The organism is Indolivaga capnocytophagoides DSM 22835, assembly GCF_000426485.1.
GTDB classification, from domain to species: domain Bacteria; phylum Bacteroidota; class Bacteroidia; order Bacteroidales; family Dysgonomonadaceae; genus Dysgonomonas_A; species Dysgonomonas_A capnocytophagoides.
In genome coordinates this window covers 145,114-161,107 of record NZ_AUFL01000009.1, presented here as the reverse complement: position 1 = coordinate 161,107, position 15,994 = coordinate 145,114, and the positions used below count along the sequence as shown (strand labels likewise).

The window sequence follows — 15,994 nt, the reverse complement described above, 5'->3', positions numbered from 1 at the left end:
CGGGCATTTGATTATATCTTTTCAAATGCCCGGTCTTAGATGAAATAAGGTCTCCGACTACCGTATGAATTTTTCGTATGGCGTTTTGTAGTCTTCGCCCATCATTTGCTTGTATGTATTGGTAAATTTCTGATATCTTTCTTCTGCCAGATTTTCTTTGTTTAATTTGATCGAAGACCTGATGTAATATGATAAAGCAAAATCACTTAAAGGGGATATATCCAATATTATTTTAGATAAAACGGATACTGTCTGGTAATTTTTTCTCTCATAACAATTTCTGAGCGACTGTTTTAGTTCCGATTCCAGTTTATCTTCAACGAGGGCTTTCCACGTGTCGAACAGAGGTTCGTCGTTGTTTTTCAGGAATTCGCCATTGGATAGAATGCGGATAAACTCAACTGAATTATCTTGGTTCTGTTTTGCATTGATGATCGTTAAGAAAGATAAATAATCACAATAGCACTTGCTGCTGATCTCAATTCGGTAAGTCGATTTTTCATAAATCAGGCTAATACCGTCCAATTCTTCCAGAACTTTTCGAAGACCGTTAATTGTTACACCTCTGATGTTCTTTGCTTTCTTGTTGTTTCTGTCGTCCCATAGCGTATCAGTCAGGTCTTTAGATGTTATTCCACCATTGGCACTATGCTGTAAAATCAGTAAGAAGGCATGCTTTAGTCTTGCGCTGAGCATGTATTCTATTTCTTTACCTGATCTATTGATAACGGAAAATTTACCGAATAGAAATATTGTATTAGGCGTTTTCTTTATTTCCTGTTCCGGTAAACTCTGATTTTCGTCTGATGTACTCAATGCATGTAAATCACTTGAATCTTGTCTTCTCCGGAATCTCCAGTAGATTATAGAAGTTAATATTACGATCAGAATAAAAACAGGGATGATGTAAATAAGGGTCCTGCCGGATTTACCTGAAGGGGGGGGCATCTGAAGCGAATCGAATGACACGGGCGGATAGGATAATGTATATAACTTAAACTTAGAGCCTATATCGTCATTGTCGAACTCTTGAACCACAGCATAAAGTTTGCTGAATTTTTTATCAAGAAACAGTTGGGCGTTAGTTCCTATCTTTTCTGAACGGATTGGGATAGAATCTCCCAATTTACTGTAATGTCCGTTTTCCAAAGAAAATTCATAAAGTTTCAGAAAGGTATTGGAATAATGTTCGGGATAACAGAATGTAATAAATGTCTGTTTCTCTTCATTGATAATCATTGATTTTATGGGAACCATATCCTCTTTCTTCCAGTCTATTTCCCATAACTTCTTAATTGTATAATTATTGAGATCGACCTTATACAGATCGTAAAAATATTTGCGCCCTACATTGTATTCTCCAGACTCATTGCCCATTCCTCCGAAAATGTACAGACTGTTTGTTTTTTCGAGGTAGCCCATCGATAAGAAGTAGCGGGGATGTATGATATCTCCTTTGAAATTGAGCTTGCTCCATGTTTTGGTGTTCAGATCGAAACTATAGAAGTCATTTGTATATAAAAGATTTCCGAAGCCGCCAAAAATAATGAACCTGCTGTTTTTCTGATCGAAGAAACGTCCGTGATGATGTCTTTCGGTGGGCAATTTATCTTTACTTAAAACAGACCATGTTTTGTTGTCGAAATTATATTCGGCCATCATCACATCCTTACTAAGGGTTTTGTAAGTTTCGTAAACAATCATACTATTATTCGACGGATTCAGAAAATTATCTCCAAGCCTAAAATCAATAGGACATTCGTTTTTGTATTTTATCGTACTGATTTTTCCATTTATCATATTATACAGGATTAGCGAATCCTGATTGAAGTAATATATTTCCTGTTTATCTTGGTTGAAATTAAATCCGGCAACCTTTTTGGACGTTTGCTGTCCGGTGTATTTCCAATAGTAGGCATCATTTATCAGCCATATCGGATTATTGATGTGTCCGTTAATATCTCCTTTAGATGGGTACACAACCGATCCGGTATGTTCGCTCAGAGGATATTCGAAAGCCACGTTTTTACCCGATATTTTCAGGTTTCTGATAGAGAATGAAGGTATGTCTATAAAATAGTCACTGCACCCGAACAGAACTTTAGTTTCGAGGTATTTCGGAAAGTTTAATTTTTCAGTTTGGGAATGGTCTCCTATCGAAAAACTGATCAGACCGTTAATCAGATCGAGGTGCAGTTGTAATTTAGACCATTGGCTGAAAGTGTAATCTTTCTTTGGGATCGACATAGTTATCAATCTGCTTTTTCCTTCCAGGTTGAGATGGTAAGCTATATTATTTCCCTGTGAATCATAAGCCAGATTGAATGTAAGATCAGGATTCTGTGTTTTGATCCTGAATAAATAACCCACTTGCGGTAGTGTATCACATAAAATATCGAAATCTATGGTCAGGAAATCTTTAAAAACAGGAGACGAATTATTAAAAACATTGTAAGATGTCCGCTCTTGAATAAGATAGCTGTTTCCTTTAAATTTTAATCCTTGAGATCTAGCATTGTAGTGTGTGATTGCTAAAAAAACTAGAAGGAATAATATATATTGTCTTCTCATAAGGTCATGGTAAATGTAGATACAACAAATATAATAAATTATAAAAAGAAAAATCAATAAAGAACTCGATAAGCTTATTGTAATCTTTATAAATGTGAAAAAGTGTCAAGGTTAATGAAATAATTCGGTTTAAGATTAAATATTAACTGGTCATTAACCCCTATATTAACCCTTCGATTAATCATATGGAACTATTTTTGCATATATAAAAGTCCGGCCTTAATATATTGCGATCTAATATCTTGACCGAGGACATATATTATTTCTGACAAGATAAGAAGCCTGTTGACCTTATAATTGCGCATTTTTGTAGTAACCCTGAATACTGAATATCATTTATATTATAAATAAAACACATAATGAAGAAACAATTCATTTTTCTATTCACGGCATTTCTGACTTTTTATCTGAATGCTCAGACTAATCTGCCTCCTGTTGATTATGTAAATCCATTGATGGGTACTCAGTCGAAGCATGCGCTTTCGACAGGAAATACTTATCCAGCCATCGCTTTGCCTTGGGGGATGAATTTCTGGATGCCTCAAACCGGAAAGATGGGAGACGGATGGGCTTATACTTATGATTCCGATAAGATCAGAGGATTTAAACAAACCCATCAGCCCAGTCCATGGATCAACGATTATGGTCAATTTGCTATTATGCCGATAACGGGTAAGGTTGTATTTGATCAGGACCAGCGAAGCAGTTGGTTTTCTCATAAAGCTGAAATCGTAAAACCGTATTATTATCAGGTGTACTTGGCGGATCATGATGTTGTGACCGAAATAACTCCGACCGAACGTGCTGCCGTATTCCGCTTTACGTTCCCTAAAAGCGAAAACTCATATGTAATAGTAGATGCCTTTGATAAAGGTTCATATATAAAGATTGTTCCATCAGAAAATAAGATCATTGGTTATACCACAAAAAACAGTGGCGGTGTACCCGATAATTTCAAAAATTACTTTGTTATAGTATTTGATAAACCGTTTACTTATACGGCTTCTGTTGCGGATGGAAATATCAGCCAGAATAAAACCGAATCACAAAGTGATCATGCCGGTGGAATTATCGGCTTTTCGACAGAAAAAGGAGAAATCGTACATGCGAAAGTAGCATCGTCATTCATCAGTTACGATCAAGCCGAACTTAATCTTAAAGAAGTACAGGGACAAAGCTTTGATGACGTTGCTGCAAACGGACGGAAAGTATGGAATGAAGTATTAGGAAAGATCAAAATAGAAGATGAGAACGTAGATAACATCCGCACATTTTATTCTTGCCTATATCGTTCAGTCCTGTTTCCCCGTAGCTTTTTTGAACATAATGCAGCCGGAGAGATAGTACATTACAGTCCTTACAACGGACAGGTTTTACCCGGATATATGTTTACAGATACCGGCTTTTGGGATACATTCCGTTGCTTATTCCCGTTCCTGAATCTGATGTACCCTTCAATGAACGAAAAAATGCAGGCCGGATTGGTTAATACTTATAAAGAAAGCGGATTTTTACCGGAATGGGCAAGTCCCGGTCATCGAGATTGTATGGTTGGTAATAATTCGGCCTCGGTTGTTGCGGATGCTTACCTGAAAGGGTTAAGAGGATATGATATTGAAACTTTATGGGCTGCTATTGTAAGCGGTGCTAATAGTGTACATCCTCAGATAAAGTCTACCGGGCGTTTAGGATATGAGTATTACAATAAGTTAGGGTATGTTCCTTACGATGTGAAGATAAACGAAAATGCTGCTCGTACATTGGAATATGCATATGACGACTGGACAATATATAAATTAGGCTTAGCATTAGGTAAACCTGCAAAGGATATAGAAATATTCGCAAAGCGTGCGATGAACTACCGCAATCTTTTCGATCCGTCTCACAAATTAATGAGAGGGAAGAATCAGGATGGAACTTTTCAATCGCCATTCAATCCTTTGAAATGGGGAGATGCCTTTACTGAAGGAAACAGCTGGCATTATACATGGTCTGTTTTTCATGATCCGCAGGGACTGATAGATTTGATGGGTGGAAAAGAAGGGTTTAATATCATGATGGATTCTGTTTTTAATGTACCGCCATTGTTCGATGACAGTTATTACGGTGGTGTTATCCATGAAATCCGTGAAATGCAAATCATGAATATGGGTAATTATGCACATGGTAATCAGCCTATACAGCATATGATCTATTTATATAATTATTCGGGTGAACCATGGAAATCTCAATACTGGACTCGTGAGGTAATGCGTAAATTATATACTCCGACTCCCGATGGTTATTGCGGTGATGAAGATAATGGTCAAACATCGGCTTGGTATGTGTTCTCAGCATTGGGTATGTATACGGTAGCTCCGGGAACGGATCAGTATATCTTAGGCTCTCCGTTATTTAAGAAGGCGACTATCAGCCTTGAGAATGGAAAACAAGTCGTTATAACTTCAGAGGGAAACGGTTCGAATAACAGATATGTCGATGCTATGTCGGTAAATGGGATGGATTACACTAAAAATTACTTGACACATAAACAGTTGATGGATGGTGCTGATATCCGTTTCAGAATGTCTGATAAACCGAACAAAACAAGAGGGACAAAAGAGGCGGATTTGCCTTATTCTTTCTCTACTGAATTGAAACAAAATAACCCTAAACTTTGGAATAAGATACGTAAATGAAGGTCTTTAATGATCTATTTTAAGTTATAACAGGCTCAGATTGTTATTCATCCAAAGTAACAAGCAGGTCTGTGACCTTGAATAAGAAGTAACTAACCAATACTTAAAATCCATGAAAAAAATAATAATACTTGGCACGGCATTGTTTCTTTCGCAGATGGAGATAAAAGCATGGGAAACGATTGATTTCAGTTTACCATTGGATAATACCGTAGTGAAAGCCGATCAGTATATCAGTCGGCGTCCGCAGGAATCCGAAAGATTATTTAAATCGAAAGCGATTGAAAATGAATTACAGCGGATAAAGAAACTTCTGAAAAATCCGAAATTGGCGTGGATGTTCGAAAATTGTTATCCGAATACGCTGGATACAACTGTCCGTTTCGAGATGAAGAACGGAAAGCCCGATACAAGTGTCTACACAGGTGATATTCATGCTATGTGGCTGCGCGATTCGGGAGCTCAGGTATGGCCTTACGTGCATCTGGCGAATAAAGATAAGGAACTGAAAAAAATGTTGGAAGGTACTATTCTTCGTCAGTTCAACAGTATTATTTTAGATCCTTATGCGAATGCCTTTTATACCGATACAAATGAGGTAGGTCATTGGAAAGATGATATCACAGATATGAAGCCCGGTGTACATGAGCGCAAATGGGAAATCGACTCTCATTGTTATCCTATACGTTTGGCATATCAGTATTGGAAAGTAACGGGTGATTCCGGAGTTTTTCAGGAAGAATGGCTACAGGCAATCACTTGCATCATTACTACTCTGAAAGAACAGCAGCGTAAAGATGGAGTAGGGCCTTATACATTTCAAAGAAAGAGCGAACGTCAGTTGGATACATTGAGCAACGATGGAAAAGGTGCTCCCATAAAACCGGTCGGACTTATAGTATCGTCGTTCCGCCCTTCGGATGATGCTACTACCCTGCAATTTCTTGTTCCTTCTAACTTTTTTGCAGTCAGTTCGTTGAGGAAAGCAGCCGAAATACTGACTAAGGTAAATAAAGATACAAAGTTAGCTCAGGAATGTACTGATCTTGCAAATGAAGTAGAATCAGCCTTAAAAGAACATGCGACCTATGAGCATCCTAAATACGGAACGATCTATGCTTTTGAAGTGGATGGTTTCGGTAATCACTTGTTGATGGATGATGCTAATGTCCCCAGTTTGCTGGCAATGCCATATTTGGGGGATATAGCTGTAAATGACCCTGTTTATCAGAATACACGCCGTTTTGTCTGGAGCGAAGATAATCCTTACTTTTTTAAAGGTACGGCTGGTGAAGGTATCGGTGGACCTCATGTCGGTTATGATATGGCATGGCCTATGAGTATAATGATGAAAGCTTTTACAAGTACCGATGATGCAGAGATAAAATGGTGTGTAGAACTTCTGATGAATACCGATGCCGGAACCGGATTTATGCACGAATCTTTTAATGTGAATGATCAGTACGATTTTACACGGGCGTGGTTTGCCTGGCAGAACACTTTATTTGGCGAATTAATTGTAAAACTGGTCAATGATAATAAACTGGATATCTTAAACAGTATTCAATAACCTAAATAACTATTACAAAATGAAAAAACATTTATTATTTATGCTTTCGGGGTGTTTACTATTGTTTGGATGCAATACCAATAAAACAATAGAACACGATATTGTATCGAGCGGAATGCGTCCTCCGGCGTATCCTCTGATTACAATAGATCCTTATACAAGTGCTTGGTCTACGACTGATAACCTATATGATAGTAATGTAAAGCACTGGACAGGGAAAGATTTTCCACTGATAGGGGTTGCTAAAGTCGATGGGGAACTATATCGTTTTATGGGTATAGAAGATGTTCAGTATGAGCCGATAGCCGTTACGGGTGAGCAAGGAACCTGGACGGGTGCATATACAACTCAGAAACCTGCCGATAACTGGATGAAACCAGATTTTGATCATACAAAATGGCAGACCGGAGCTGCGGCATTCGGAACTACTGTAAATGAGCCCACGGCTAAGACTAACTGGGATACCGAATTTATTTGGGTACGCAGAACTATTAAGTTGGATAAAGATTTTTCGAGCAAAAATGTATTCCTGGAATATTCGCATGATGATGATGTAATTATATATGTGGATGGACAGGAGGTTATTAATAGCGGCAATACTTGCAAGAAAAACGCTATACTTCAGCTGCCTGAAACGTTGACTAAGGGGTTTACTGCCGGAAAAACCGTTACGATTGCAGCATTCTGTCATAACAGAGTAGGAAACGGGCTGCTTGATTTTGGACTGCAAACAGAAAAAGATACTAAAAAGTATTTTGAAAAGACAGCAGTTCAGAAATCGGCTGATGTGCAGGCAACACAGACTCATTATGTATTTGCCTGTGGAAATGTTGATCTCCGCCTGACATTTACTGCTCCTTTATTTACGGATGATCTAGATCTTCTTTCGCGTCCTGTAAACTACATCACATACGACATCGTTTCGAATGACGGAAAGAAACACGATATCGAACTTTATTTCGAAGCATCTCCATTGTGGGCGGTGGATAAACCCCATCAGGAAACACAAAGTGAAATTGGAAATTCCGATAATCTTGTATTCTTGAAAACGGGAACAAAAAGTCAGAATATATTAGCAAAATCGGGAGACGATGTTAGAATAGACTGGGGATATTTTTATATGGTTGCAGACGAGAAGAACTCATTGGTTAATATAGGAGAGAATTCGGCTTTGAGAGATAAATTCGTGAATAATAAATTTGGAGAGAAAACCCAATCTACTAAGGTATACGACTATTTGGCTCTAGTAAGAAAACTAGGAAAAGTAGGGTCGGAAAGCGGTAAGATAATGCTTGGTTACGATGATATTTACTCTATCCAATACTTTAATGAGAACCTACGCCCTTACTGGAATCGTAAAAATGACCAGACAATTGTTTCTCAGTTTGTAAAAGCGAATAAAGAATACGACAGCCTGATTGATAAAGCTTATAAATTTGATAAAGAGTTGATGGAGACTGCTTCAGTTTCGGGCGGAAAAGATTATGCCGAATTATGCGCCTTGGCTTATCGTCAGGCGATAGCAGCTCATAAATTGGTTGAAGCTCCTAATGGAGACCTGTTATTCTTATCGAAAGAAAACTTCAGCAACGGGTCTATCGGTACGGTAGATATAACCTATCCTTCTGCCCCTATGTTCCTTCTTTATAATGTAGACTTGGTTAAAGGGTTGATGAACCATATCTTATATTACAGCGAAAGCGGCAAATGGACAAAACCATTCGCAGCACACGATGTTGGTACATATCCTTTGGCCAACGGGCAAACTTACGGTGGTGATATGCCTGTGGAAGAATCGGGTAACATGCTGATCCTGACAAGGGCAATCGCTGAAGTAGAAGGTAATGCCGAATATGCGAAAAAACACTGGAAAGTATTAACCGTTTGGGCTGATTACCTGGTAGAGAATGGACTTGATCCCGAGAACCAATTATGTACAGATGATTTTGCCGGACACTTTGCCCACAATGCCAATTTGTCGGTGAAAGCAATTCTTGGAATCGCATCTTACGGTGAACTGGCTAAAATGTTAGGAGATAATGCCACTGGTGAAAAATACATTACTGCAGCAAAACAAATGGCCGGAGAATGGGAAAAAATGGCAAATGACGGCGATCATTACAAACTTACATTTGATAAATCCGGAACATGGAGTCAGAAATATAACCTTGTATGGGATAAGATCCTAAAAATGGGAATTTTCGATCCGAAGATTGCATCTACCGAAATTGCATATTATCTAACCAAACAAAACAAATATGGTCTTCCTCTGGATAATCGTGAGTTATATACAAAAACAGACTGGATTATCTGGACTGCCACACTAGCTGATGATAAGGCTACATTCGAAAAGTTCATTGCTCCCATCCATTTATTTATGAACGAAACAAAAGACCGTGTACCTATGTCGGATTGGGTGTTTACAGATGCTCCTAATCAAAGAGGATTTCAGGCTCGTTCTGTTGTCGGCGGCTATTTTATCAAAATGTTGGATGATAAATATAACAAAAAATGACCTGACGATTTATAAAGCGGAGGCTTGATGCCTTAACTACATATACACACAGTTCAATATAAATCTAATAAACAAATGAAACTGACTAATTTTTTAAAGGCTTTTGTCTTTACAGGACTCTTATGTGCCTTCGTTATGGCATTGGGTGCGTGTAGCGACGACGATAAATCGGTTGCTTTAGGTACGGGAACGGTCGTGGGTTTGGTCACTGATGACGTTGGTGAGCCAATTGCCGGAGCGACTGTCACGATATCTAGCATCGGAGGTTCTGATGGATCTGTGACTACCGGCAGTGATGGAAAGTATACATTCAATAATGTAACGATTGATTCGCATGCTGTGACATTTTCGGCTGAGGGTTATCAAACGATCAGTACCACTATTACCCCTGCTAAGTTTACTGAAGATAAGATAGCGACAGCTAATATGTCGTTGTTGAAATCGGTGAAGATTCAAGGGGTGATAACTCAGGCGGATAAAGACCGTACTCCTCTGGCTGATGTGGTCGTTAGTGTGTCGACATCTAATTCTGTGACAACAGGTGCAGATGGTAAATATGTTCTGGATGGTTTGGGTATTAATGACTATGATGTCACTTTTACTAAAGCCGGCTTTTTGACTATAACCCGGAAGATTGCGAAAAGCGATTTTGTTGATGGTATGGTTGTGCTTGATGTTCAGATGGGCGGAGTTGAGTTGCTTCGGGGAAAAACAGCAGTGGATTTACAAAATGCCGATAAATGGTTCTTCAGTGAATATCGTGGCGGACGTAATGCCGATGCTTATCCTCATTGGGATTGGGCATGCGACTATATGTGTACGCTTGACTTCTGGGGAGCATGGCAGGAGCAGAATGAAGGTACTACACTACAAATCAGAAATACAGGAAAAGAACAGGAAAATCCTGCAGATATGGATGTGTTCGATTCGTATGTATATGGCAGTAAGTCAATCACCGCTGATAATAAGATATTGTCATTGAGAGTCCGTACGCATAGTGCAGACGCTTCTTCACTCGCTTATTTTGGGGTGCAGGTTATTGATCTGTCTGCTGCAGAACCTGTGACAGAGAAGGTTGGGGATACTAAGACCTATGGTTCGGGCGACTATACCGATTTTCATTTCGATTTGAGTAAGTATATCGGAAAAGAAGTGATTGTAGCAGTGGGGATTTATCGGAAAGAAACCGGTAATTATTATAAGCAATTAGTGCTTCGCCGTATATCTTTTGCTCAGGAAAATGTAACCGATTGGAATTGGATACCCGGAACAGAAGTTGTATCGGGATGGAAATTGACACAGGAAATGGTGCGTTCGACAATGCCTCATACTCGGAAATCTTTTACAGGTATCAGTCCTAAGTCTGGAAATAGAGATAATTATGTTGACGCTTACCGTGCTTGGAGAGATGTCGGTCATATCGGTGCTACATGGTCATTTGTTCCGTTAAGGAAGGATCCGGAAGTGTTCCCTTCGGAAGGATATCTGATCAAAACAACAGGTAACGGACCGATAGATACAAAAGTTCCGGAATCTTATTTCTATGCGAAATTCAGTGTCTCAGAAGGACAGAACAAGCTTACCTTCAAGACTCGGAACTTTGGAAGTAATTATACCTTCTTCAAAATGACTGCGATAGAAAATAATGGAACGGTAACTCATTTATCTCCTAAATCCAATACAGCAAAAGAAGCATCGGCTGCTGCTGATGGTTGCTGGAAATTTAAGCATGGAGAGGGTGGAGCCGGAGATCCCGATAAATATGCTTCGTTTGTTTATGACCTTTCTCAGTTTAACGGAAGTGATGTAACTCTGGTTCTTGGGGTGTACAACGGCGAATTAAACGGTGATGAGAATAAACTGGTTCTCTATAATATCGCTCTGAATTGAGGTATTAGTTCTTTATATAGTAATAAAAAGAATTCGGCTATATCTTTTCTCCGTATGCTTATGTGTACGGAGGAAGTGCCGGATAGCTAAAAGAAAATAAGAAAGATGAAAAAATTATTTGTGACTATTTTTTCTTTATTGCTCGTTGTAACTGCTGCTTGCAGTGATGATCCCGAGAATAACAACGGAGATAACGGAGGTGGGCCTATTACTTCTTCTGACCTGGTGGAGCAGAATCTGCTTCGGGCTATGCAGATGGTTGACAGTGCTGTGGTGAATCATTTTACCGGATCGGGTATGGCTATGGCAAGATATTATAATCCTTATACAGGAACCCGTTCAGCCGAAAAGGGTAGTGTATGGATGTATACAAGTTCGATAGAAGCCGTAAATGCTATTCTCCATGGACTTAAAGCCAATAAAGAACACGGTAAATCTGAATTATATGATAAGAATTTTGCCCGTTATACTCAGTTATTACATGATCTGTATGAGAATGCAGCTTTTTATCAGGGAACCTTCACTCTGACTTCTTATACTCAGACCAAGGAATGGTCTGTATATGGTGTGGATCGGGGAGGAGATAAAGGGTCGGCGAGTGTAGACGGGATTCACAATGTATATGATGACCAGCAATGGTTGATACGTGAACTTATCGAGGCTTATAAGCTGACCGCAGATCAAACTTATCTGATAAAGGCTGAATACTTGTCTCAGTATGTATTGGATGGCTGGGATTGTACTTTGGATGACAATGGTAAAGAAAATGGAGGCATTACATGGGGTCCCGGTTATACAACCAAACATTCATGCAGTAACGGGCCTATGGTAAGTCCATTGGTTTGGTTAAGCGAACTGTATCAAGGCAAAAATGATGAAATTTCATACTTATATATCGATGCGAACCAAAACCGTAAAACAGCATCGATGAAAAAGAGTGAATATTATCTGAAGTTTGCCCGTGCGATATACGACTGGCAAAAAAACAGCCTGATGCGTTCGGATGGTGTATATGATGATATGATGGGTGGATGTGATCCTAATTGTGATGTCGCTTACGAAATAATTGACAATGTAAAATACCGCAAGAACACAGGTCTTAGAGATAAAGTAGGGCCGGCTATTTCATACAATAGCGGAACTATGCTTTCTGGTGCTGCCGATCTGTATCGGGTGACCAAGGAACAGGTATATCTGGATGATGCGAAACAATTATCGGACAATAGCTTCAAATATTTTGCTAAGCTCGGAGCTACTGTTGCAGAGCATTATACTTACGATATTTCAGGATTTAATAACTGGTTTAACGGAGTATTGATGCGTGGATATGTGGATCTGTATCCTTCTCATCCGGATGTAGCAAAGAATATAGAAAGTTTCCAGAAGAATCTGGATTATGCGTATGAGAACTTTTTCTATAAGGGATTTCTGCCTCCTAACTTATTGGTCGGATGGAATCGTGAGAAGGGAAAGAACAATATGGAAGGCATGTTTACGTTTGCTTTTGCTGCCGAATATGCGGTGCTGGCAAAATACGAATTGGAAAAGAAAAACTAACCTTAAATAAATAAGCAGTATGATAAAAGCACAATATGCTAAAAACATAAAATCCTTGCATTATAGGGTTTTAGTGATGCTCTTTGTTGTTTTTATGCCTTTATCGTTATTGGCACAAAATATCAAAATATCAGGTAAAGTACTGGATAATAATCAGGAGCCTGTTATCGGAGCGACCGTTGCGGTGAAGAACACGACAAATGGAACAATTACAGATATTGATGGTAAGTATACTATCGAAGCTGCTAAGGATGCGACCCTTGAGTTTAAATTTCTAGGGCTGAGTACTAAAGAAGAAAAGGTAAACGGACGTACCGAAATTAATGTATCGCTCACCGATGACCAAAGCATTGCATTGGACGATGTGGTAGTTGTGGGATATGGTACACAAAAGAAAGCGACTCTTACAGGAGCTGTGGCAGGAATTAAGGGTTCGGAAATGCTCCAGACAAAGAATGAGAATCCGCAGAATATGTTGACCGGACGTATTGCAGGTGTCCGTGTATGGCAAAAAAGTGCCGAACCCGGAACATATAATAATAATTTGGACATCAGAGGATTAGGGTCTCCGTTGGTTGTAATAGACGGGATCCCTCGTGAAGCTGCCGATTTCCAGCGTTTGAATGCCAATGATATCGAAGATATATCTGTATTGAAAGATGCTTCTGCTGCAATATACGGGGTGCGTGCCGCTAATGGCGTTATTCTGGTTACGACCAAAAAAGGGTCTAAAGCTGGTAAGACATCGGTTTCGTATAACGCCTCTTATACTATACAGCAACCTTCGAAAATGCCTAAACTGGCGAATGCTTTCGAAACGATGACGATCTATAATGAGAAGTCGATGAATAATATCAATGGCGGAAATCTTATATATACCGAAGCCGATTTCGAAGCTTTTCGTAATGGTACACGCCGTTCTACGGATTGGAACAAACTTATATTCGCCGAAACATCACCTCAGACTCAGCATGATGTGAGTATTACGGGAGGTAGTGAAAAAACTCAGTTTTATGTGGGATTAGGCTACTTCTATCAGGAAGGATTATTTAAATCGGGAGATTTGAATTACGATAAATTCAATCTTAGATCGAATATAAATACCGAAATAACAAGAGGTCTGACTTTCGAACTTAGCTTGAGTGGAGTTGCGGATCAACGTAATACTCCTTATTCAGGTTCTTCGGATATAATCAGAAACTATTGGCGTCAAGGGGTATTGAATCCTGCTTATGCCGACCCTGAAAATACAATGCTCAATTACGAAGGCTTGGATCTGGAAGAAAATACGGTAGCCAAAATGACATCCGATGTATCGGGATACCGTAAGTACAAGCAAAAATATTTTCAATCTTCCGCTTCATTGAATTTCGATCTGGAAACAATATTGCCCGAATTGAAGGGGTTGTCAGCAAAAGCTCTATTCAGTTACGATTACAGAATGGACGATAATACGATATTCCGTAAAGAATACTACCAGTATGCTTACAATAAAGTTTCAGGACTATATGATCAAAAGTTGTATAACGAAAGTTCACCGAATCAATTGAGACGTGAAAACTTTTCGAAACAGCAGAAATTAGCACAGTTCACACTTAATTATAATCGTACATTCGATAAGAAGCATGCTGTAAATGGTGTGGTCGGATGGGAAACTCAGAAGCGTGACGGAGATAATTTCTACGCTATGCGTGATTTGGCATTCGCCATGGAATACTTGTTCGCAGGTGTGGATGAAAATCAGAAAGGCGGTATGTTGACCGGTAATAATGATCTTTATGATCAGGCCAATTCTGCTCTTATCGGTAGGGTTAACTATACATTTGATAACCGTTATATTGCAGAAGCTCAATTCAGATACGATGGATCTTCGAAGTTTGCAAAAGGTCATCAATGGGGATTTTTCCCTTCTGCCTCTGTGGGTTGGAGATTGTCGGAAGAGCCATTCTTTAAATCAGTTCCTCTATTTTCTTTTGTAGATCAGTTGAAAGTGCGAGCCAGTTATGGTATACTGGGTGATGACGGCGATCTGGATTACGACTGGGCAACCGGTTATACTTATCCTGCAACCGGAGATAATGGGGACAAAGGATATTATGCACAGTATGCTCCCGGCTATATTTTCGGAGATCAGTTTGTGAATGGAGTTGCAACAAAGGCACTTCCAAACAGAAATATTACTTGGTTTGAATCCCGAACATTCAATGTCGGAGTCGATTTTGAAGGCTGGAACGGTTTATTCGGATTTGTTGTAGACTATTTCGACCGCCGCCGTGAGGGACGTTTTGCCCGTCGTAAAGGAGACCTGCCTACTGTGGTGGGTGCAGATGCTCCGAGAGAAAACCTCGATAGCGACCGTCACTTCGGTATTGACCTCGAACTCTCGCACCGCAATCAGATAGGGGATGTGTTCTATAAAGTAAAGGCTATTGGTACTATTACACGTCAGAAATACATGACCGCATCGGAAAAAGGCCCATGGGGTAACTCTTATGACAGATGGCGTAATGATAATCTTACAAACCGTTATCAGGGTATGCAGTTCGGATACGAATCGGCAGGACGTTATACAAGCTGGCAGGATATATGGTCTTATCCCGGTTATAAAGACAGGGATATATTGCCCGGAGATTATAAATATCAGGACTGGAACGGAGACGGACAAATTGATGGATTGGATGTCCATCCTTATGCTTTCGACCAAACACCGTGGCTGAATTATAGTTTCAGTTTTGATGTTAAGTATAAAAATCTCGATATGAGTGCCCTGTTTCAGGGATCGGCTTTAGGATCTATGGAATATAAAGAGCCGTTGTATGCTATATGGGGTACAAACGGAGGTGGTACATTGGAGCAATATCTGGATCGTTGGCATCCGGTTGATCCAACAGCAGACCCTTATGATCCATCTATCGAGTGGGTGAGCGGATATTATGGATATACAGGTCGTTATCCACGCAGCGATTCGGAATTCAATAGAGTAAGTACGGCATATCTGCGTCTTAAAAGTGTAGAACTAGGATATACCTTACCCAAATGGAAAGCCTGGCCGACAATGAATCTGAGAATTTTTGCCAATGCTTACAATTTGTTTACTATTACGCAAGTAAAATTTGTGGATCCTGAACATCCTGATGATGACAATGGGCGTTTATATCCACTGAATAAAACTTATACACTAGGATTATCCCTTTCTTTTTAAGGTCTCAGACC

7 protein-coding genes are annotated in these 15,994 nt (G+C 39.5%); 6 read left to right on the top strand and 1 reads right to left on the bottom strand.

Translation table 11 applies throughout. The features are described 5' to 3' along the window. Positions 1-57: 57 nt before the first annotated feature. Positions 58-2,571 carry a Kelch repeat-containing protein gene (locus tag K322_RS18590; protein ID WP_035331337.1) on the bottom strand — a complete coding sequence of 838 codons (2,514 nt, stop codon included), beginning with the start codon at positions 2,569-2,571 and terminating at the stop codon, positions 58-60. A gap of 359 nt (positions 2,572-2,930) precedes the next feature. On the opposite strand from K322_RS18590, the gene K322_RS18585 reads away from it, so the two are divergent. From K322_RS18585 to K322_RS0104735, 6 genes are all read left to right on the top strand, one after another. Next, on the top strand, positions 2,931-5,249 hold the full coding sequence (locus tag K322_RS18585; RefSeq protein ID WP_051290639.1) for a GH92 family glycosyl hydrolase: 2,319 nt from the start codon (positions 2,931-2,933) through the stop codon (positions 5,247-5,249). 157 nt (positions 5,250-5,406) lie between these two features. Further along, on the top strand, positions 5,407-6,819 hold the full coding sequence (locus K322_RS0104755; protein WP_374116884.1) for a glycoside hydrolase family 125 protein: 1,413 nt from the start codon (positions 5,407-5,409) through the stop codon (positions 6,817-6,819). 19 nt (positions 6,820-6,838) lie between these two features. After that, positions 6,839-9,334: a glutaminase family protein gene (locus tag K322_RS0104750; RefSeq protein ID WP_026625852.1), complete on the top strand. Its 2,496-nt coding sequence runs from the start codon at positions 6,839-6,841 to the stop codon at positions 9,332-9,334. A gap of 75 nt (positions 9,335-9,409) precedes the next feature. Next, on the top strand, positions 9,410-11,224 hold the full coding sequence (locus K322_RS0104745; RefSeq protein ID WP_026625851.1) for a carboxypeptidase-like regulatory domain-containing protein: 1,815 nt from the start codon (positions 9,410-9,412) through the stop codon (positions 11,222-11,224). 105 nt (positions 11,225-11,329) lie between these two features. Then, entirely contained in the window at positions 11,330-12,781 is a 1,452-nt protein-coding gene (locus K322_RS0104740; RefSeq protein WP_185095078.1) for a glycoside hydrolase family 76 protein, read from the top strand. Positions 12,782-12,800: 19 nt separating this feature from the next. Continuing rightward, positions 12,801-15,983 (top strand): SusC/RagA family TonB-linked outer membrane protein, encoded by a 3,183-nt coding sequence (locus tag K322_RS0104735; protein ID WP_026625849.1) that lies wholly within the window; start codon positions 12,801-12,803, stop codon positions 15,981-15,983. The last annotated feature ends 11 nt before the right edge of the window (positions 15,984-15,994 follow it).